Raw genomic sequence first — 22,031 nt, forward strand, 5'->3', positions numbered from 1 at the left:
AATTTGGAATTAAAATGTTAATTGAAGCCCAAGTATAAATGTTTTAGGAAGAGGGTATCCGCCTCCATTTTGTCCCACACTTCCACTTTCAGGGGAGAACAATGTATTTTTTGACCAATAGTGTAAATTTTGGCCTGTGGCGGAGATGCTTAAATCTTCCATTTTTAATCGGTTAGCAATGGATTTAGGCAAGCGATAAGAGACATTAATCTCTCTAAATGCCAGATAATTTCCTTTATTATAAAACATACTACTTTCCCGACTCGTATTATTTTTAAATAATTGATCTGCCCAATAATAAGTCGGATATTTTGCATTTGGATTTTCAGGTGTCCATGTATCAAATACACTTGTTGTCGTATTGAATGTTCCCTGCATCATTCCAAGAAACCAGGCTCTCGGTCCGTCATAAGCAACATAGCCCAATGCGTAATCAAAACGGGTACTCAAGTTAATATTCTTCCAGCGCAAAGCTGCACCAAATCCGCCCGTCCATCTCGGCACTGTATTTCCCATATACACCCTATCATAAGAATTGATTATACCATCTCCGTTTACATCCTTCCACATAACATCGCCTAAAGCTAATGGATAGTATAAATTCTTCTCACTACTGGACAACGCATTATAGACATCCGGATGTACCAATGTACGTGCACCGATCAGATCCTTCAATTGCAAGGCATAGCTATCCAACTGTTCTTTTGTCCGAATGATCCCGATGGCTTCATAAGCATAAGCAACATTCGGGTCTTGCCCCTCCTGATTGCCTCCTACCCAAATGAGTTCTTTGGATTTTGGATCATAAACCTGTAAACCGCCTTGTCTGTTATTTTCAACGCCATTAAAAGGCAATTTTAAGATCTTGTTCTTATTATACGCCGTATTCCAATTAAAGCTTAGATCCCAATCTTTCCTTCTCAGCATTTGATAATTCACCCCAATTTCGACTCCCTGATTCTGCATATCACCATTGTTGGTCGTAATTGTAGTAAAACCGGCTGAAGCTGGTAATGATAAACTTGCAATCTTATCTTTAGTCGTCCGATGATAATAGGCAAGACTCAAATCAATCTTATTTAAGATTCTGGATTCAAGTCCGACTTCTTTTGTAATCAAACTCTCCCATTTGAGGTTTGGAATTGAAAGCGTGGACATGGTGTACCCCACTTGCCCATCATACTTGTTTGTGCCATATGAACCTTGAAGTGTATAAGATCCGATTCCACTGACATTACCGTTCCCTCCATAACTAGCGCGTAATTTTAACGTATTTACGACTTTATCAGTGCCTAAATAATCCTTCAGGAAATCTTCACGGTGTAGAGCCCAACCGACTGAAACTCCAGGAAAGGTTCCCCATCGATTATTTAGTAATGTCGAATAACCATCTCTACGTGCAGTCAATGTCAAAAGGTATTTTTCTTTATAGTCATAGTTTACTCGTCCAAAATAGGACATGATACGTTGTCGATCATGGTATGAATCGATACTTCTTTTATTGGCCTCTGGACTCGTTAATCCAAGATCCATAAAGTCGTCTGTTGGAGCTCCACTTCCCGCAGCTGTAAATCCATTGTTATACGTATCAAAAAATTCCGACCCCAACATCGCGTCAATATGATGCGAACTCGCGATTTCAGTTCTGTAATTTAAGACTGCGTTATAGGTTTGATTATATATTTTATCATAGGAAGCCGAGGAATTTCTTGTGCGAACATAATTTCCTGGGCTGGCTATATAATCCTTATTAAAGGACTCCGAAGTAGACTGGTTAAAAAACCAGTTTCCACTGACGCGTAAGCTAAGATTCTCCAAAAAATTAATTGTAAAAGCTTGGGTAAGCGTAAGCTTCTGATTTAGATTTTTACGAATGAACTTATCATCATTTACCAGAGGGTTCCCATCTTGATAATCACGACCAACGAGCAGATCTCCATTGGCATTTGTACCACGCATTGTTGGAGGGGCCCCCAGTGCCCGCGTCATATAGTTTCCTTCTCCGTTAATAGCGTCACGCCATTTCGTATACGCGAAATTCACCCCTGACAATGAATGTAGCCAAGGTTTAACTTTATATTCGCCATTTAACACAAAAGTTGTACGATCATAAAAAGTATTGATTGGCATCCCTTTCTCGTTATACTTCCCCACACTTCCATAATATTTACCTTTATCGTTCCCACCTTGTAATGCGATATTATAATCTTGCGTCAAACTAGCATCACGAAGTGCATATTTAGCATAATCAAAATCTTTAAAAATTAGTTCTTTTCCAGTCACAGGATCAATCATGGTCTGCCATCCCTGTTGCAACAATTCACGATTGGTATCATCGAGCAACATGGTACTCCACACGGCATTGCTGGTAAGATTACCATCTAGGATATTTCCTTTATCATCCTTATATTTATTCCCCGTACCAAAGGGGCCCACACTCGTTAATTGATTCAATTGGGACGGTTGATATTGCCCAGATACCTGAACACCTTTTCTACTCCAGTTTAAGTAATCTTTGGCACTTAGGAAATCAAAAGGGTTGTTCAATTTATTAACACCAACTTTAGACGACAATGTAATATTGGAAACACCTTCTTTTCCCCTTTTTGTGGTTATCAATATCACACCGTTTGCAGCCCTAGCACCATAAATTGCTGTAGCAGAAGCATCTTTTAAGACATCTATCGATTCAATGTCATTTTGATTAATGTCATTAAATCCATTTCTAATCAAGCCGTCAACAATAACCAATGGCGTGCCACCGCCGCCATACGTAGTCCCACCTCGAAGCACAACCGTGGGTACAGCTCCCGGTCTTCCTGAAGTTTGCTGCACTCGAATACCCGGTATCGTACCCGCTAAAGCAGAAGCTGGGTTCGAGCGAACTCCAGTTTCAAGCACTTTTTTATCCAAGCTGCTTACAGACCCCGTTAAATTCGACTTCTTCATTTTTCCATACCCCACCACCACGACTTCATCCATTTGCTCAACCTTGGACTCGAGTTTGATATCCAATTGATTTAATTGCCCAACTTTCACTTCATATGGTCTATACCCCGTAGACGTGATAATTAATACGGTATTGGGATTCGTGCTGATCGAGAATGTTCCATCAGCGTTTGTCTGCAAAGATTGGCTGGACCCTTTGACTTTTACAGTAACATTGCCAAGCAATTCCCCTGTCTTTGCATCGGTAATTTTACCCCGCACGGCATGGTCTTGTGCTTGCGCTAAGAGCATGTTGCCCATCAAAATAGACAGGCTGAGGAGGGTTCGTAATTTTAGGTTTGAATACATATTGGTTTGTATTAAGTATTACATATATGCAAATATATAAATTACAAAATGTAAAAAACAAATTTTAATTAAATTATGTATAACATATTAATCACATTTATTAATTATCTTTGCCTTAACGCGCCTAATGCGCTATTATGTAATATATATGGAACCGAATTCTTCGTTCATAGAACATCTGAATACAATTGATACTTCTTCTCTTGTAGATCGTGCCGAAAAAGAAATCATCAATCTTTTTGTCAATCAAGGCTTAAAGGTTGGAGATGCTTTACCTAAGGAAATTGAGCTGGCAGAAACCCTTGGCGTAAGTCGTACGGTGGTTCGCGAAGCCATGTTGCGGTTGCGTATGGTCGGATTGATCGAGTCCAAAAAACATCGCGGAGCTGTTTTAACGAGTCCAGATCTTATAAAACCCCTACGCAAATCACTTTATCCGACCATTATGGAAAACAAGACCTTACAGGATCTTTTTGAAATGCGTATGGTTCTGGAGATAGGTATGGCGGATATTCTCTTTGAACATATACAAGAAAAGGACATGGAGGAATTGGAAGCGATCGTTGCAAAAGAACCTATAGATGCAGATAATACTATTTTCGACATTGAAACTGAAATTGCCTTCCATGGTAAGCTTTACGAAATAACTGGAAATACGATTCTCAAAGACTTTCAGAACATGCTTTTACCTGTTTTTCAGTATGTGCACAGCAGTGGCTTACTGACCAGTCCCAGCTCATCGAAAAGCTTTATCTCACACCGAGGCCTAGTAGATATATTGAAGGTGGGCAATGCTGAGGTGTTTCGAAATGCCATGCGCAAGCATCTTGATAATCATTATCAGCGCCTTTTTTTATATAAGAAATCTATTGGATAATCTGTTTAACAGGATTGATTCACTTTACGATAGAAAGGCCCGATTATATGATTGGGCTTTAAGCATCTACTAAAGCGAAGAGTATACACTTAATATTGCCTTAAATCCCATAATTGTCCTATAAAAAAGATCTGATCTATCCTTTATTCTCATTGTAATTCGAATCAAAAATACAGCGGCAATGATATGAAAAAGTAAATTCACTCACTTAATTATTTTATGTAATACATAATAATCATTATCTTAGTCAGCATGATAATGCTTCGCTAACGCTATACTATTTCAAATCGCATAGCTTAAAAAAGCTTGATTCATTCAATTTAAACCGAAAACACAATGAAACTCAGGATCTTTTTATTTGCTGTACTCGCAACATTTCTGCATAAAAATACATTTGCACAAAAAAAGCCTAATATCATTATCATTATTTCCGATGATCATGCCTATCAGGCAATAGGCGCCTATGGTTCGAAATACGGAAAAACACCACAGATAGATCGCATCGCTGCTCAGGGTGCTCTATTTAAAAATGCGTTTGTAAACAATTCCATCTGCGGACCATCCCGGGCTACATTATTGACGGGCAAGTACAGCCATAAAAATGGATTCAAAGACAATGAAACTTCTGAATTCGACTTTAGCCAAGATCTTTTTGTGAAACAGCTCCAAAACGTAGGTTACAATACCGCTTGGGTGGGTAAAATTCACTTAGGAGACAAACTGCAAGGTTTCAACTATTATGACATTCTTGTTGGGCAGGGAACCTATTTTAATCCAGATTTTATCAGCAAAGAGGGCCGCAAACGCACTGAAGGGTATGTATCCGATATCGTAACCGAAAAAGCAATTGATTGGTTAGATACCGTAGATGCTGAGAAGCCCTTTTGTCTAGTCATCGGTCACAAAGCTACACACCGTACCTGGATGCCGGATCCAAAGGACTTTGGGAGCTATGATGCTGTAAATTTCACCTTACCCGCTACTTTCTACGACAATTACCAAAGTAGGCCGGCAGCTGCATTGCAGGAAATGTCCATTGACAAGGACATGAAAATGGGCTACGATCTCAAAATGTTCAATTCGTTGGAAGACATGATGGCCGACGGTAACTTCAAGCGGATGAACCAAACTCAAAAGGACAGCTATATCGCCTATTACCGTCCTATTTATGAACAATTGAAACAGGGTAATTTGACAGGAAAACAGCTCGCTGAATGGAAATTTAGACGATTTATGATTGATTATCTCAATACTGCCCAATCCATGGACCGCAACATCGGGAAAGTATTGGATTATTTAGATCGAAAATCCCTCGCTGAAAATACAATTGTAATCTATCTTTCAGACCAAGGTTTTTATATGGGTGAACATGGCTGGTTCGATAAACGTTGGATGTATGAGGAGTCTTTTCGTACACCAATGGTCATGCGGTACCCAGCCCTGTTACACCCAAACTCAACTATAAATGCTAAAATTGTCAACGCTGATATCGCTCCCACGCTATTGGAATTAGCTGCTATCCAAAAACCGAAAGACATGCAAGGTGAATCTTTTGTTCATGTTCTGAAAAATAACAGCGAGGAACATCGGAAAGATCTGTTCTATCATTATTTTGAAAATGGCGAACATGCCGTGAGCCCCCACTTTGGTGTTCGTGATGATCGGTATAAATTGATCCGCTATTATAAACGGATCGAAAATTGGGAACTCTTTGACCTTCAGAAGGATCCCAATGAACTCCATAATATCTACAAGGATCCTACCTATCGAAGCGTCGTCAAACGGATGAAAAAGAAACTTCTCACGCAAATGCGCCAATTTGATGACAAAGAAGCAGAAGCAATTTACAAAATCAACATCGACCAATAATGCCATGAGGGTATCCGATCTACTGGATACCCTCATTTTAATACTATACCCTTCTTCAAATTGCTTATCGAAATGCTAGCTATATCGTGAAGCACAATATAATCATCGCAAAAAGATTGCCCTTCAAACAAATAATTCAAAAGATATTGTAACAAATAAAATCCGCAATCGATTGTTTTTTAAATAAATTTTCATTTATAATATAAAATTCATTTCTTTAATATTGTATTAAAATGATTTACATTTAATCATTTTGACCCTCAATATAGCCAAGATATACGTACTTAAATTTTATGAAAATTTACTTATTTTTAATTTTATTACTAACCACAACTATAGTTATAGGCCAATCGAAGGGAAAAGTTCTCGGGACGGTATTTTCTCAAAACGCGGAACCATTAGAAAAAGCAACTGTAACGATTCTCAATTCAAAAGACTCTTCCGTGGTTTCCTATCTCCTTACTGATACAAAAGGTAAGTTTGAATTTGTTAAAATTCCAACAGGCACCGCACTAACACTTTTTATTTCACATGTCAATGCAAATCCCTTTCGTCAAGAATTCAATATTCCTAACGGAGAAAATTATGATTTCACTCTATTAAAGCTCGATTCCAAAAGTCTCGATGAAGTAGTCGTCAATATCGTTCCCCCCGTGCGGATGAATAAAGATACGTTAGAATATAACACCAACTTCTTCAAAACTCGCCCCAACGTCAACGTAGAGGAATTGCTCAAAGAACTACCTGGTCTGCAGGTCAATATGGATGGTTCGATTTACTATCAAGGAAAAGAGGTTTCAAAAGTAAAAGTAAATGACAAGGATTTCTTTTCGAGTGATCTCCGTATTGCTACACGAAACCTGGACGCTTCGCTTATTAAAACTGTACAGGTGTACCGTGATAAGGGTGAAACAAAAAAGGATAATGAAGACGAAGATAAACTGCCGATCACGATTAATTTAAAATTTAAGAAAGATTTCCTCAGAGCGAGCTTCGGTAAGCTCTATGGCAGTGCCGGTACCCGGAGTAGATATGAGGCTGGCGGTTTATTCAATACATTTAAGGATACACTCCAGCTGAGTTTAATCGGTTTCGGAAATAACATTAACCGCCAAAGTTTTGACTACAATGAATTGAACCAAGAAGCTGGGCTTGGTCGTTCCGAAAATTATGGTTTTGATAATTTTGGAGGTAGAAACTATTCAGGTAAAGCCAACGATATAGGCTTAGGATTTAACCTCAACAATGACTGGGGAAAGAAAACCAAGTTGAATATCATGTATATGCTGAAATATAATAAAGCCGAAAATCAGAATACAGGCAATCAAATTTCTTTATTCGACCAGGAAAAACAATATTCAGAATCCAATTACCAACAACAGGAGAGATCTGTAGGGCATAATATCAAAACCCTGCTCCGTCATCGCATGGACACCACAGCCTACTTTGAATTTACACCGAGTTTGGGTATCAATACAAAAAACAGCTCAACCTTAGGAAGGAACCGCTCCTATACGGATCTCAAAAAACTAAATGACGCAACAGGTACAGGAGGAAATAATGAAAATACACTAAACTATTCACATGGTTTCTATATCGAAAAACAACTCCATAAAAATCATATTGTATCGTTTAGAAATACGGTTTCCATCAATACCAATGAAAAGACCGACAGCTCTTTCCAGCTTACCAATATTTACGATACAGCAAATCCTCAAACTAGTCTATGGCATAAAAACCTAACACAAAATAATTCCAACAATCTCTATTTTAGTGCTGCCTATTACAATAAAACTATTAAAAAACTCAACTTTGATTATTATTTTACCTATGTCACCAACCGGCAGGGACCACAGGAGAGTGTGTACATCAACCGCGACAGTACTGGAGAAGTACATGCCGCTCCCTATGAAAATAGTTACCGTTACAAATACCAGGATTATATTACGGGGATTATATTTTACTGGAGACCAACCAAAGATTTCAACGTAAAATTTGGAACAGCCTATCAAGTAAAGGCAAATCATTTTGATTTACTTAAAATCAATTCGGTCGAGAAATCATCTTTAGGCTACTGGCTTCCCAATATTAACATCCGTTATAAAGATCTAAACCTCGGCTGGTACAAAGATCTCGAGTCTCCCGAACTCTACGGAATTCAACAGCTCGTCATGGATCTAAATCCATTGTATACGCGAAAGACATCTTTTATATTCAACAATATCGAAAAACAGAATGTTAGTATATCCTACTATAAGTATACCTCGAAATTGCAGTTTAATGTCAATGGGAATATCAATTATGTCAATAACAGCATCGGGAGCCGTAGCTGGCGAAACAACAATACAGGACAAATGACCACCCAGATGTTTCTTGCTGGATCAAAATATAACTATAGTGCCTATACTTACCTGAGATACAACCTAAAAGCTAATAAAAATTGGTCATTCTATCTATCGCAAAACAACAATATCTACACCTATGAAAATTATAGTTCCATCAATGATGTTGATAATAAAGGGACCAATATAGGGATTAATGCCAGCCAACAATTTTCCGCGACTTGGAAAAACATGGTGACGATATCACCACAGTACACTTATTCTTGGAACAAAAACATAAATTCGGTAAAAGATAAACCCGACTTTATTGAATCAACCTATTCTACACATAAAATTGGCGCAGGATTGAATATTAATCCGATCCACGGGTTTTCATTGGAATCTACCTACTCGCTAGATAACCGGGCCAGCGGATTGAGTGGAAGAAAAAACTACCATATCTTAAATGCTTCAGTCTATTACACATTGAAAAACAATTCACAGCTAAAATTGACTGGCTTTGACATATTGAATCAGAATACCCAAAATTATTGGGGCAGTCAGGGCAACAGGACGTATTTTGGAAATTCACTAACATTAAAACAATATTTTATGGTAGGTTATATTCACAAGTTTAATATTGTCAAAACAAAGAAATAGATCAGGTAAAGAGCTGAAGCTTGTTCATAACAACGATAAAAATAATCATTACAATCTTTCAATATTCGATATCTTACTTTTCATTTCTTCAAGTTCAGCTCGTGATAAACGTTGCTTTTCAGAATAGCTATCTGCATGTTGCTCGCGCAATTTGCGTAGGCCCTTTCGGCTATCCGCTTCATAATCGTTTAGGTCAAAGGTAACAGAGTCTTTCGTTAAATTGGCGATGCGATAAAGCGTACGCATGGTTTTTCCATCTTTTGTATAAGAAAACTCATACACATCGCCAACCTTTGGATCTTTCAGGTATTTTTCCTTCTTTTTTGCACCGGAAATTCCTGCTATAACAATAGCGGATACAAAAAGTCCAATCAGAACTAAGCCCGCAAAATATCCAATAGGTGTTTTACGGATAGTTCCCGATGATATGGACTGAAGTGTTTGTGGGTCGATTTCACGTTGATAACTTAGCTTTTTGCAATGGGTACACATGGTAATAATCTCCGAGGCATATGGAAATAGGGGTATCCAAAAAATATGAATGTACTTCACTTGTCTGTATGCAAAAAGAGACTGAGCAGTACCACAATATGCACAGTTGCCAATCGCCGATTGCGATCTGTTAGCTAATACCTTTGTTCTTGTGCCAAAAATAATCATTTTGTTATACGTTTTATTACATGGAATGGCTGAACAAGAATGTTGCCCTTTCCTATTTAAGAATACAAAGATTTACAATTCGTGCGTCGCTGTTTATGATTCGTATCCGCCAATCAATATTCTGATAGGCAACATATTGCATAGAACATATGAAGGTATTCCGGAAAGAAAACGAACTTGATTAATTAGCCTCCCCGCTCCTTTAACGACCACATCTCATCATTCTGACTCAAAAATTACAAAAAACAAAAAAACAAAGTATAGTTATCAGGTAGATTTTATATATTTGCATTAACATTTTTTAACACATGAAACAGCATACAGATAATATCCTTGAAAAACGAATGTCCTAAGGGGATGTTTTTACAGGTAAATTTCAAATATCTCCTATAACCCAACTCAAACAATAAACTCACTATTATAATTAATATGGCAAAAAATAACATAAATTTTGTCGTAATGGCCGCGCTTTGTCTTAGTACTGGTGCGCTATACGCACAAACCACTATAAAAGGAAAAGTAGTCGACAACAACAACAATCCTATCCAAGGGGCTACAGTTACCGAAACAAGCAGTAAAAAGCAGGTTCAAACAGATGCAAATGGATTATTTGAGTTCCCTTCGACCGGAAGCTCACTCAACATCAGCATTCAATACATTGGCTTTGAAACTAGGACTGTTCAAACCAATCCTACAGGTTTCACGACTGTTCAACTTCTGCCAACGACTTCACAGCTAAATGAAGTCGTTGTGACAGCCTTAGGTATTTCCCGCGAAAAAAAATCATTGGGTTACGCCGTACAGGAAGTTAAATCTGTTGAACTTCAGACGCGTCCCACCAATGCCCTCAGTGCCTTGTCTGGAAAAGTTGCAGGACTTCAAGTAACGACCTCAGGTGGAAATATGGGTGGATCTTCCCATGTTTTACTGAGAGGTATTAACTCAATCGCGGGGAACAATCAACCTCTATATGTCATTGATGGTACCCCAATTGATAATACCGATCTAAACTCTTCTTCTACTATCAACGGAAGTGCCGGTAAAGACGTTGGTAACATGATACAAGATATCAACCCAGACGACATTGATAATATTTCGGTATTAAAGGGGCCTTCTGCTGCTGCACTTTATGGTTCTAGGGCAGCCAATGGAGTTATATTGATTACCACCAAACGTGCATCAAAAGGTGAAAAAATAGATATTTCCTTAAATACTGGGGTTGATTTTGAAAATATCGTTCGATTACCCAAAAGACAACATCTCTATGGTCAAGGGTATTCTACAAGCTTTCAAACCCAAAACATCAACGGAACAGACTACAAAACAGTCGATTACGCCGCAGACGAAAGCTGGGGACCAAAACTGGACGGCACACCTGTGCTTCAATGGTATAATCTAAACCCTGAAGATGAGGCTAACTATTTAAATCCTTCTCCGTGGATTTATCCTAAAAATGATGTTAGTTATTTCTTTCGGACAGGTGTATCCAACACCAACAATTTTTCCATAGCAGGAAATAGCGGAAATACAAATTATCGCTTTTCCTACACTAATAAAAATGTAACGGGAACAACACCTAACTCCAGTTTGGGACGTAATACGTTTAACTTCTCAGGAGGTACACAATTAGGTAAACTGAAGATTAATTCGAATTTCAACTATATCCGTAATGCATCAGTAGGCCGTCCATGGACAGGTGCTTCCAATAGAAATATTATCCTGGAAGCATTCCAATGGGGAGCTGTACAAGTCGATTACAAAATACTGGAAAACTACAAACGTGAAGACGGAACCCCGTTAGCCTGGAACCGAACGGGATGGCAAAATACGCCTGCCGCCGAGGCGACCCGCTTTATTGATAATCCCTATTGGTCAGCCTATGAGTCGTACATGGAGGACAATAGAGATCGTTTCTACGGTAATATTGGTTTACAATATGACTTAAACAATTGGCTAACTTTAGGAGCTAAAGTACATGGAGATATTTATTCATTCCAATCCCAAGATCGAATTGCGGTATACTCACGAAGCACTTCTCAATACGAAGAAGCGAACAATAAGTTAAATGAATACAACTACGAATTTTTGGCTACCGCCAAGAAAAATTGGGATAAATTCTCCCTTATAGGAAACGTAGGCGCCAATCTCCGTGACCAGCAGCGGAAGCAAGACTACGCGATTACACAGGGTGGTTTGATTATTCCTAATTACTATAACCTGAAAAATGCCAATGCAGTTAAAATTGACAACTTCCGATACCATAGACGCATTGCATCAATCTATGGTAGCTTTTCTTTGGGATACAACGATTTTCTATACTTAGATGGAACAATACGTAATGACTGGTCATCTACATTGCCGACCAACAACAATTCATTTATATATCCATCCCTGACAGGTAGTTTTGTTTTTAGCCAATTGGAAGCCTTTAAAAAATTGGATTGGCTTAGTTTTGGTAAAATCCGCTTGGGATGGGCTCAAGTCGGAAATGACACAGATCCTTATCAATTGTATAAAGTCTACGAACCCGAACAATCCTTTGATGGACAAGCATCCTATGGGCTTCCAAGCACTAAACCAAATGCTAATCTAAAACCTGAAATTACCAGCTCTTGGGAGACAGGCGTAAATCTACAATTATTCAAAAATCGACTAGGATTTGATGTAACCTATTACAACAACAATTCTAGGAATCAAATCTTACCAGTTCCTGTTTCATCATCATTCGGGTATGCCGGAAAAGTATTCAATGCTGGAAAAATTAATAATAAAGGAATTGAAGTCGTCTTAAATGGTACCCCTATCAAACACGAAAATTTTACTTGGGATGCGACAATCAACTGGGCTAAAAATAAAAACAAAGTCATTAAACTGGATGATCAGGTCAATACATTGAGCTTAAGCAATTCCTTGGTCGAGCTCGTTGCACGTGAAGGAGAATCTTATGGTCAATTTTTGGGTTACGACTTTGTCTATGCTCCGGATGGACAACGCGTTGTACAGGCAGATGGCACCTACATGAAAACATCACAGTTGGTTCCTTTAGGGTCAGTACTACCCGATTTTACCTTCGGTATCCAAAACAGTTTCCGTTACAAAAACTTTAGTCTAGGCTTTTTAGTCTCGGGTCGAGTGGGTGGAAAATTCTTCTCACAAACCTATAAAGTTGGTATGTATTCGGGTATTTTGGATAAGACAGCTGCAAATAATATTCGTGAAACAGGTGTCGTTCTCGATGGCGTTAAGGGAGATGTTGCATTCCATAGTGATGGTTCGTATGATGTGAGTAACATCCAGCAGAATACCACCAATATTACCGCACAACAATGGGCGCGCAATGAATATAATGGCCCAACAACATTTTCAATTTTCGATGCAACATATGTTAAGTTAAGGGAAGTTACGCTGGGATACAATTTCAAATTAACTAATCCCAAAATTATCAAAAACATTGGCGTGAATGTATACGGACGTAACCTTTGGAACATTTATACCAAGAGTAAATATATTGATCCAGAGTTTACATCCAGCGGTGGAAATGTGCAGGGTATCGAAGGTGGAAATATACCTCTTCCGGTTACTTATGGCTTTAACGTTAATCTTAAATTTTAGAAGAATGAAACTCATCATGATTTATTCCGTAATATCCAAACCGGATAAATCTGATCGTTCATCAGCTTTAAAAGATAAACCAAGTGCAACTGATTCATAGATAATCAGAACAAGCACTTATAAATAAATATACACAGATGAAAATATCAAACATACTACATACTTCATTCATTGGCCTATCGCTTATTGCTACTTCGTGCTCCAAATCCACATTTAGCGATATCAATACAGATCCAAATCGACCTGCTTCTGTCACAACGCCAACAATTCTAGTGACAGCCGAGAAACAGCTAGTCAGTGCATTACGAAGTGAAGAGGTAAGCCTACGTGGTGCTCAATTATTTGCTCAGTATTTCAGTCAGAACATCTATACAGACCAATCTCGTTATCAAATACCAACAAGCTATTCAGACAACTATTGGACTGCGACCTACAAATCACTTAACAATTTAAATGAAATTATTAAGCTAAATACCAATGAATCCACTAAAGCGATTGCATCGGCAGGAACAGCAGGTACAAATACCAATCAGATTGCGATAGCAAGAATACTCAAGGCTTACGCTTTTCAGTCGCTAACAGATGTTTTTGGTGATATCCCATATGAATCTTATGGCAATAAAGATGCAGATTTTGAAGCTCTGCAGCAGGACCCGGATAACCTGACGCCGAAATATGCTAGTCAAGAGAAAATATACAAAGATATTCTCAATGAATTACAGCAGGCAGCTGATACACTAGCAAAGTATCCAACAGCCACGACTTTCGGAACAGCTGATATTATTTATAAAGGATCAAATACTAACTGGGCAAAATTCGCCAATTCGCTACGTCTACGTGTTGCGAATCGAATCAAAGGTAAAGATGCAGCTTTGGCAACGACACATATCGCCGATGCCATCAAAAAAGGTATATTCACCTCCAACAATGATAATGCGATATTTAAATACTCCAAAACATCACCAAATGAAGCACCATTGTTTAGAGCTACGGTAACTGCCAACAGAAAAGATTTTGCAATTTCTAATGTGATTGTTGAGACTTTACAGGGCAGCCGCGGTCCCTTTAAAATTGCCGATCCACGTCTGTCAAAATTTGCCAAACCGACAAGCTCAGGAAATATTTACTACGGCCAACCCTATGGTCTCCCCCTAGCAGCAGGCAATCTATTTCCTGTAGACAAAATATCATTGCCTAGTGACATTATCAACGCTGCAGATTATGGGGAAGTACTTATGGAATATGCGGAAGTAGCCTTTATTTTAGCGGAAAACAATAACTGGGATCAATCAAATTACGAAAAGGGTGTTCGGGCATCTCTTGAAAAATGGTCCGTGTCTTCTGATGAAGTAGCAACCTATTTGAGTAAACTTCCTGCTGCGAATAAGGAAAATGTGCTTTCTCAAAAGTACTTAGCACTTTTCAACCAAAGCATCGAATCTTGGTCCGAAATCAGAAGAACAGGGTATCCGTTATTCCTAATCAAAAAAGGTGATATTACATGGACCGGAACAGTAGAAGGCAAACCTGTCACATATACTTTCACTCCTGAGGTAGGCAGCACAATCCCAAGCCGTTTGGTGTATCCATTAAAAGAACAAAGTACCAATAAGACGAATTATCAAACTGCACTTTCACGACAAGGAGATGATGTAATCAGCACCAAATTATGGTGGAATAAATAAACTTCGGTATTTCAATCAGTTCACACCTGAAGCTTAGGCTTCAGGTGTTTTTTTATTATTATTTCTTATCTTCGTATAGCACTCTAAAGAATAAAATGCTATGGACGATCAAACATTAGACAGAATAGACCAACTTAGCGAGGAAGGAAACATCCAATGTGATGAAGGCAACTATCAGGAAGCAATTCGGGTGTGGACCGAAGCGCTTGATCTAGTCCCTAGTCCACAAAATGTTCATGCGGAAAGCCTCTGGCTCGAAGCTTCCATTGGAGATGCCTTTTTCTTAATGGACGATTTTCGCAATGCACTCTCCCATTTTGAAAAGGCAAAACAGAACATTATCGAAAATGCCTATGAAAACCCTTTTATCATGCTGCGCTTAGGACAGTGCTATTTGGAAGACAATAATAGCGAGTCTGCCCAGGAATATCTTCTCCGCGCCTATATGATGGAAGGAAGAGACATTTTTGACGATGAATCACCTAAGTATCTTAAATTTTTAGATGACAATATCGATTTGGATTGATAATAATTCGTCAAAACGAATCGATTACTTCGCCAACTTCCATAGGAAGATCAGACTCAAGAATGGAGGCTCCTTCCGCAAATATGGCCTTATACTTCTCGGCACGTTCTGCCTTTGTCTTCAATTTATCGTAGGTAGGTGCTGCTGAAATCATGCACATCACACCCTTTCTGTTGAAAAATTGATACATCGCCTGATTGGAATCCTTTAGTTCTGGCCCGATATAGACAATCATACGGTCGTAGGGTAATCCAGCGGATTTAAACTTCTCCAATGCAGCTTGATCTTTGATATGCATGGACATATACTGTTCTGGATTCTGCGCCAAATAAAACGCTGCCTGTTCAGTATTATGTACCGTAACCCACACCCAACTGTAGGCATTGTATTTTTTTAGTATTGCTGCTGTAGCCGCCAATGGTAAGTCTTTTTTATCTAAGTTGAGGATAGTTTTACCCTTTGCCCATTTAATAACTTCATCAAGTGTGTTAATACCATAGTTGGTCACATTTCCAGCCTGATCCTTTAGCTTCAGTTTACGCAATTCATCCCAGGTATGGTCTGCTATTTTTCCTTTTCCATTTGTGGTTCGATCCAATGTCGCATCATGCATCAAAATAGCAACACTATCCTTGGTATAACGCGGATCGATTTCAAAAATAGCCGTTGTTTTTTGCAGCACGGCCTCAAATGCCGCAATCGAATTTTCTGGAAGCCCAGCCTCAATCGTTCCCCGATGACCACTGACAATTTTTTTGTCGCTAGCATAGGTAAAATAATCTCGCATCGCCTGTGGAGAAGCAAACGCGAGTGAGTGGATTTTTTGTCCGACGACGATTGAGTACGACGAAACAAAAAGAAAAAAAGCAAAAAATGTTCTTCTCATGAATTTATAATTACGTTAAAATCTCTAAGCCTGCGACACACAAAAAACAGTATGCTAAATTAATCATCCAAGATCAATAAATCTTTAATAAAGCATTCAATTCGTGTAAACCCCTGCCCGTAAACATTTGCTTACCAATTCATATGCATCAAGTGCGACAAAATGAACTTGAAAATCACGACCTAACATCTATAAAAATCAAAAAAATAACGTATAGCTGTCGGCACAATGATAAAATAAACTATATTTGCACATTAATTTATATTTAATCCAAATAAATTACCATGAAAAATAGAACATGCTATACAATGTTCAGCAGTGGAATACTTTTGCTTTTAAGCGCTCAACTCAATGCACAAGAATTATCCCTAATTGTCAAGGACAGTGACAATAAACCATTAAGTCAAGCGAATATCAAAGTTGACGGAAAAAACGTCGGCTATTCTAATCAACTTGGACAATTCATTTTTGCCAAAAGACCGTTGAATAATCCCATTCAATTGCGTGTGTCTTATACAGGCTTTTCAACGGTTGAAAAAATGGTTAATTTAGATACCGTTCAACAGCCCCTGTTATTTCAGCTCAATTCTACTCAACTTTTAGATGAAATTATCGTAACAGCTGGACGTAAAGCGGAAAACATTTCAACTGTTCCTTCTTCAGTTTCTATTTTAACCACAAAAGAAATCGAAGCTCAAAGTCAGATAAGCACCAATCTTTCCACAATTTTGGGTAATACCATCCCGGGCTTGGGAACCTCAACCAACAAAGCGACTAATTCTGGACAAACACTGCGTGGGCGATCTGTACTGGTGTTGATCGATGGAATTCCGCAATCTACACCTTTGATGAATGGACAACGTGATCTCCGGACCATTGACCCGAGTGTCATCGAGCGCGTGGAGGTTATCAAAGGTGCCACATCCATCTATGGAAATGGATCGGCAGGCGGGATTATCAATTACATTACACGCAATCCCTCCAAAGACGCTGCAGCTATCCAAGGAATCACCAGTCTACGAACAACATTCAATCCCGTACACAGCGCCGGCACCATGGGATATCGCATAGGACAAACCTTGTACGGACAAAAAAACAGATGGAATTATACCGTTAGCGGTTCGGCCGATTACGTTGGCTTGCAGCGCGATGGCGACGGAGTTCCCCTTGGTCAGACAGACGGTCTTTCGAACACCTATCAATACAATGCATTTTTAAAGGCCGGATACCGTATCGATAGTAGTTCCAATATTACAGCAGTGTACAACTTCTACAGAAGTAACCAACACAACAGATACATCAGCCAAACAGGTGTATATGGTCAAACGCCAACGATAGGCGTAAAAGGCGATGATCCAGGTAAACCTGCCGGAACTCCGTATAACCACAATGCCATGTTGACCTATACTAAAAGTAATCTATTCGCTTCGACATCCTTAACTGCTTCTGCATACTACAATACATTTCGATCCATGAACCGTTATGTTGAGAAAGCCTCTGCATGGTACGGTCCGGGACAAACACAGATCAACTCGGAGAAAAAAGGCCTACGCGTTAACCTAAACACACCTTTCCAGGTATTGGGTTCCAATGCGGATATCACCTATGGTGTGGATTTATTAAATGATGTTACGGATCAAAATCTGACCGATGGCAGGGTCTATATTCCCTATATGAATATGTTAAACGTTGCTCCATACGCCCAGGTAAAAATTGATTTCCTAGAAAACTTAATCTTTAAAGGCGGTGTACGTTATGAAAATGCAACAGTCAAAATAAAGGATTTCAATACCATCGCTACAGGTCCCAACAACGAAGGAAGTATTGCTGTAAAAGGAGGCAATATCCCCTACAAAGGAGCGACCTTCAATGCTGGTTTGCGTTACAACAAATTCGCGATCTTTAATCCCTTCGTGAGTTTCTCTCAAGGTTTCGCGATCAATGAACTTGGCCGTATTGTACGTCGGGCAACAGATAATGATTTAGATAGCCTAAAAACTGATCCTATTATCACCAATAATTACGAAATCGGATTCTCAAGCAATTACAGCATTTTCCAGCTATCAGCATCTTATTACTACAGTACTTCAAAAATGGGTGTTGAACTGGTGGACATTGGCGGTTACCTGATGCCACAACGTCTTCCAGAAGATGTGTATGGTTACGAAATTGCATTAAGCGCTGATATTTCGCCTCAATTGACCATCGGTGGAACCTATGCCTATGTGGAAGGAAAGTCAAAAAAGGACGATGGATCAAAATCCTACCTCAATGGTTCACGGATCTCGCCAGACAAAGCAACGGGATACATCTATTACACGCCAATCAAACCCTTAACCTTTCAGCTTTTTTGGGTACATACCGGGTCCCGGGATCGCTTTCTTCCAAACGATAAAGGCGTCTACAAAAACAGTGAAGGCCCCGTTAAAACTGTTGACCTATTTAACTTAAATGGAAATTACCAAGTAAACAAACAATGGTCTATCGGTATGGGTGTAGAAAACTTATTCAATAAAAACTATTACCCTGTTGTCAGTCAATATCGTGCCTTAAATGAAGAATACGTCAAAGGACAAGGTATGTTGGCCTCATTTAACATCAATTATAAATTTTAATATGTTTAAGACCGTCATTCTTTGGTTGCATAAATGGCTCGGAATCATCACCGGAGTTGTGGTATTCATCCTAAGCCTGACGGGCAGCATATACACCTTTCAGGATGAGCTCAAGCTCTGGGCTTATCCTGAAAAATATTTTATCTCCGATACAACCATCCACTCAAAAACTCCACTACCATTAAGCACACTTCTTGACAGCTCACAGAAAAGCCTCAAAAAAAATCAAAAAATCACGCGGGTTGATCTCTATCCTTCGAAGAATCGTACCTGGGTATTTCGTGCCATAAAAACGGACGAAAAAGCATTTGGCCATTGGAATTATTACCGCTATTACAAACGAGTTTTCATCAATCCATATACTGGCCAGATACAGCAAGTAGAGAATTCAAAAACAGAGTTCTTTCAGTTAGTGCTTCAGCTTCACCTAAACCTCCTCTTGGGCAAGCAATATGGCCACCCTATCGTCGCCTGGTCAACGGTCATTTTTGTCCTTATCTTACTTAGTGGTATTGTTCTTTGGTGGCCAAAAAAATGGAAGGGCAAGAATCTCAAGCGCAGTTTTTGGTTAGATACCAAAGTCAAATGGAAGCGACTGAACCACGACCTCCACAATGTCATCGGATTTTACAGTTTATTTATCGGATTGATTTTTGCCATTACGGGACTCGCTTTTGCTTTTCCGGATTTTAAAAAGACCTATAGCGCAACATTCAATTTATTGCAGTCGCCAACAGCTTCTTCCACACGTAGCTCCCCTATACCCTTGCCCGCTGTGGAAAAGAAATTTCAGGACAATGCGCTGCGGTATGCCTTGACAAATTATCCGGATGCTGAAATGATGTCGATCCGACTAAAAAAAGAGACCGAAACAGCAATGGATATACAGGTGAGACATCATGAAAAACGAAGTGGTGTATTTGACTGGCTTTATTATAATAAAGAAGAAAACAGTCTTACAGCAGTCAAATCCAGCAACGAATTGCAGTATGGGGATAAGCTCGGTGCACTTAACTATGATATTCATACCGGTGCCATCGGTGGACTCACAACAAAAATTATCGCTTGCCTTGCCAGTCTCTTTTGTGCTTCCTTGCCCATCACCGGATACATCATCTGGATGAACAAAAGCAAAAAGAAGAAAAAGAAAGGTTATCAACATAATGTTAATAAGTACTGTTAATAACTGTATTTTTCTTTTAAACAGGTTTTCAACAGCGTTATTAACATAATGTGGAAAACTAACCCTCACCCTATTTACCGACGCAATCTCTTGTCCAAATTTACAGGAACACGATAAGCCAGCTGAAAAAACAACATACAAGAGAAAAAAGATGACAACCTTTAAATCGAGAAGAGCCCAACGCGCAGCAGGGCCAACAGGGCGACACTAAAAAAAGGAAGCATTCTTCGACATAAGGAACCACAATATACAGCCTAAGAAGAAGGGCGAGCGGGAAAAAAGAAAATCCGATGCACAGGGTACACCGGATTTCTTCAATAATAAACCAACAACTAACTTTACAGATTCGGGTTCCGCACAGTCTCTTCGTATGGGATAGCAAACAAATAATAAGGGCTATTTTCCACAAAATTAGATCCATTAGGAAACTTAATAACCCGGTGCCCCTGCCCGTTCACTAGCTTCGGTTTGCCATCTGCACCCACAATTTGGACTTGAATAGGCTTGCCGTCTGCATCAACATAAGATTTTCGTGCAACCTTTCCTTGTGTCCGAAGAATATCCGACAGGGCAAATCCTTCCCCCCAAAGCTCTTTTCGTCTTTCAATCAGGATCGCTGCAATTAATTGATCCGTATCATTTCCTGAAAACAGCTTTGCATTCCTCGCTGCACGCAGCTTATTCAAGGCTGCTACTGCTTTATCTTTTTCACCAGCCCGTGCGTACCCCTCGGCAGCGATCAAAACCATTTCCGAAGCACGCATATACACAATGTCACCGATCAAATTCGATTTAAACTTAAACTTCTTATACCGTAGAAAGCCCTCCCGACCGGGTAAATTATCCCATTCAAATAAAGCGTAACGCACATCACTGGTATCGAATAAATCTTTAAAATAAGGATCGGCCATAAAACTATAGTAATAAGATCCAGCTGACGAAACATCCAAATAATGAAATGTATAACTTGCCACATTTTGCTCGTTAGTCTGCTGATGCCCCCAAATCCACTCGCTATTTCCAAGATCATTAAAACCCGCCTGATAATCTGACGGAGTCATTAAATTATACTTCTGAGCTGCTTTTTCACCATACGCTGCGGCCAGTTTCCATTCGCCAACCTGCAGATAAGTCCGAGCGAGCAAACCATAAACAACCTCTGCATTGATTTCGTATTTATCCGCTCGACCAGCAGAAGCCAACAAGCTTTCACTGTCTTTGAGATCTTTCAAGATAAGTTCATACACTTCTGCCTGTGTTGACCTTGATTTTCCTTCAGTCGATAGTGTACTGGGTTCGGTATAAATCGGAACAGATTTCGCATTTTTGTCCTTGAGGTAACTAAACTGATAAAATGTGGCCAGATTTAAGTAGGAAAATGCACGTAATGCTTTAGCTCTTCCCTTTAACACATTTTTAGTTTCAGTAGAGCCTTCGGCCCCATCTACCTTTGCAATGACATTGTTCATGTTATCGATCACCTTATACAACATAATCCAAAAAGAATTGACACGATTTGATCGATTATTTGTCAATTCGGTAAAGGCATAAGCATCACGATAGCCATATTTGGTGGTCACCGCCACATCACTTCCCATCGCATCACTAGTACGCATCACCGCTGTATATCCCGGATTAGCATAGGTAAAATAGGTATCATTTAAATACTTCCAGGTACCGTTGATCACCGTAGCAACATTGTCGGTGTTTTTAAAAACTTCACCTTCAGGCACTGCGGTCGTCGGATCCAGCTCAAGCGCATCCTTACATGATGCATTTACTAGGGAGAGCGCCAATATGATATATACAATTTTTAGTTTCATGATTTTCATTTAAATTC

12 protein-coding genes are annotated in these 22,031 nt (G+C 39.2%); 8 read left to right on the forward strand and 4 right to left on the reverse strand.

Features of this window, described 5'->3' with window-relative positions; all coding sequences use genetic code 11:
* Positions 1-9 precede the first annotated feature (9 nt).
* Positions 10-3,297 carry a SusC/RagA family TonB-linked outer membrane protein gene (locus tag B3E92_RS22780; protein WP_070564845.1) on the reverse strand — a complete coding sequence of 1,096 codons (3,288 nt, stop codon included), beginning with the start codon at positions 3,295-3,297 and terminating at the stop codon, positions 10-12.
* Positions 3,298-3,445: 148 nt separating this feature from the next.
* On the opposite strand from B3E92_RS22780, the gene B3E92_RS22785 reads away from it, so the two are divergent.
* From B3E92_RS22785 to B3E92_RS22795, 3 genes are all read left to right on the forward strand, one after another.
* Positions 3,446-4,174 (forward strand): FadR/GntR family transcriptional regulator, encoded by a 729-nt coding sequence (locus B3E92_RS22785; RefSeq protein WP_070564842.1) that lies wholly within the window; start codon positions 3,446-3,448, stop codon positions 4,172-4,174.
* 336 nt (positions 4,175-4,510) lie between these two features.
* A complete protein-coding gene (locus B3E92_RS22790; protein WP_070564839.1) occupies positions 4,511-6,043 on the forward strand; it encodes a sulfatase family protein in 1,533 nt (510 codons plus the stop codon).
* A 293-nt stretch (positions 6,044-6,336) separates the two neighbouring features.
* Positions 6,337-9,024: a carboxypeptidase-like regulatory domain-containing protein gene (locus B3E92_RS22795; protein WP_070564836.1), complete on the forward strand. Its 2,688-nt coding sequence runs from the start codon at positions 6,337-6,339 to the stop codon at positions 9,022-9,024.
* Between the two features lie 48 nt (positions 9,025-9,072).
* On the opposite strand, the gene B3E92_RS22800 is transcribed toward B3E92_RS22795, so the two are convergent.
* A complete protein-coding gene (locus B3E92_RS22800) occupies positions 9,073-9,684 on the reverse strand; it encodes a hypothetical protein (protein WP_070564833.1) in 612 nt (203 codons plus the stop codon).
* A gap of 429 nt (positions 9,685-10,113) precedes the next feature.
* On the opposite strand from B3E92_RS22800, the gene B3E92_RS22805 reads away from it, so the two are divergent.
* The 3 genes from B3E92_RS22805 to B3E92_RS22815 all read left to right on the forward strand — a co-directional run bounded on the left by B3E92_RS22805 (position 10,114) and on the right by B3E92_RS22815 (position 15,507).
* The gene (locus tag B3E92_RS22805) at positions 10,114-13,296 is read left to right on the forward strand and encodes a SusC/RagA family TonB-linked outer membrane protein (RefSeq protein WP_070564828.1); all 3,183 of its coding nucleotides are present in this window, start codon (positions 10,114-10,116) and stop codon (positions 13,294-13,296) included.
* Positions 13,297-13,433: 137 nt separating this feature from the next.
* Entirely contained in the window at positions 13,434-14,981 is a 1,548-nt protein-coding gene (locus B3E92_RS22810) for a SusD/RagB family nutrient-binding outer membrane lipoprotein (RefSeq protein WP_070564825.1), read from the forward strand.
* 100 nt (positions 14,982-15,081) lie between these two features.
* Positions 15,082-15,507 carry a tetratricopeptide repeat protein gene (locus tag B3E92_RS22815; RefSeq protein ID WP_046673933.1) on the forward strand — a complete coding sequence of 142 codons (426 nt, stop codon included), beginning with the start codon at positions 15,082-15,084 and terminating at the stop codon, positions 15,505-15,507.
* A gap of 10 nt (positions 15,508-15,517) precedes the next feature.
* On the opposite strand, the gene B3E92_RS22820 is transcribed toward B3E92_RS22815, so the two are convergent.
* Positions 15,518-16,393, reverse strand: a complete 876-nt coding sequence (locus B3E92_RS22820) for a glycerophosphodiester phosphodiesterase family protein (RefSeq protein WP_070564822.1) — start codon at positions 16,391-16,393, stop codon at positions 15,518-15,520.
* Positions 16,394-16,677: 284 nt separating this feature from the next.
* Here B3E92_RS22820 and B3E92_RS22825 point away from each other — a divergent pair, with 284 nt between their 5' ends.
* Both B3E92_RS22825 and B3E92_RS22830 read left to right on the forward strand, forming a co-directional pair.
* Positions 16,678-19,008, forward strand: a complete 2,331-nt coding sequence (locus B3E92_RS22825) for a TonB-dependent receptor (protein WP_070564819.1) — start codon at positions 16,678-16,680, stop codon at positions 19,006-19,008.
* A gap of 1 nt (position 19,009) precedes the next feature.
* The gene (locus B3E92_RS22830; protein ID WP_070564816.1) at positions 19,010-20,191 is read left to right on the forward strand and encodes a PepSY-associated TM helix domain-containing protein; all 1,182 of its coding nucleotides are present in this window, start codon (positions 19,010-19,012) and stop codon (positions 20,189-20,191) included.
* 338 nt (positions 20,192-20,529) lie between these two features.
* Here B3E92_RS22830 and B3E92_RS22835 read toward each other — a convergent pair whose 3' ends face one another.
* A complete protein-coding gene (locus tag B3E92_RS22835; protein WP_115050741.1) occupies positions 20,530-22,014 on the reverse strand; it encodes a RagB/SusD family nutrient uptake outer membrane protein in 1,485 nt (494 codons plus the stop codon).
* Between the last annotated feature and the right edge of the window lie 17 nt (positions 22,015-22,031).

This window comes from Sphingobacterium sp. UBA6317 (assembly GCF_002440385.1).
Classification (GTDB): Bacteria; Bacteroidota; Bacteroidia; order Sphingobacteriales; family Sphingobacteriaceae; genus Sphingobacterium; species Sphingobacterium multivorum.

Excerpts from the sequence above, each read along its gene's own strand:
- B3E92_RS22780 (WP_070564845.1), bottom strand. The coding sequence starts at position 3,297 with ATGTATTCAAACCTAAAATTACGAACCCTCCTCAGCCTGTCTATTTTG.
- B3E92_RS22785 (WP_070564842.1), top strand. The coding sequence starts at position 3,446 with ATGGAACCGAATTCTTCGTTCATAGAACATCTGAATACAATTGATACT.
- B3E92_RS22790 (WP_070564839.1), top strand. The coding sequence starts at position 4,511 with ATGAAACTCAGGATCTTTTTATTTGCTGTACTCGCAACATTTCTGCAT.
- B3E92_RS22795 (WP_070564836.1), top strand. The coding sequence starts at position 6,337 with ATGAAAATTTACTTATTTTTAATTTTATTACTAACCACAACTATAGTT.
- B3E92_RS22800 (WP_070564833.1), bottom strand. The coding sequence starts at position 9,684 with ATGATTATTTTTGGCACAAGAACAAAGGTATTAGCTAACAGATCGCAA.
- B3E92_RS22805 (WP_070564828.1), top strand. The coding sequence starts at position 10,114 with ATGGCAAAAAATAACATAAATTTTGTCGTAATGGCCGCGCTTTGTCTT.
- B3E92_RS22810 (WP_070564825.1), top strand. The coding sequence starts at position 13,434 with ATGAAAATATCAAACATACTACATACTTCATTCATTGGCCTATCGCTT.
- B3E92_RS22815 (WP_046673933.1), top strand. The coding sequence starts at position 15,082 with ATGGACGATCAAACATTAGACAGAATAGACCAACTTAGCGAGGAAGGA.
- B3E92_RS22820 (WP_070564822.1), bottom strand. The coding sequence starts at position 16,393 with ATGAGAAGAACATTTTTTGCTTTTTTTCTTTTTGTTTCGTCGTACTCA.
- B3E92_RS22825 (WP_070564819.1), top strand. The coding sequence starts at position 16,678 with ATGAAAAATAGAACATGCTATACAATGTTCAGCAGTGGAATACTTTTG.
- B3E92_RS22830 (WP_070564816.1), top strand. The coding sequence starts at position 19,010 with ATGTTTAAGACCGTCATTCTTTGGTTGCATAAATGGCTCGGAATCATC.
- B3E92_RS22835 (WP_115050741.1), bottom strand. The coding sequence starts at position 22,014 with ATGAAACTAAAAATTGTATATATCATATTGGCGCTCTCCCTAGTAAAT.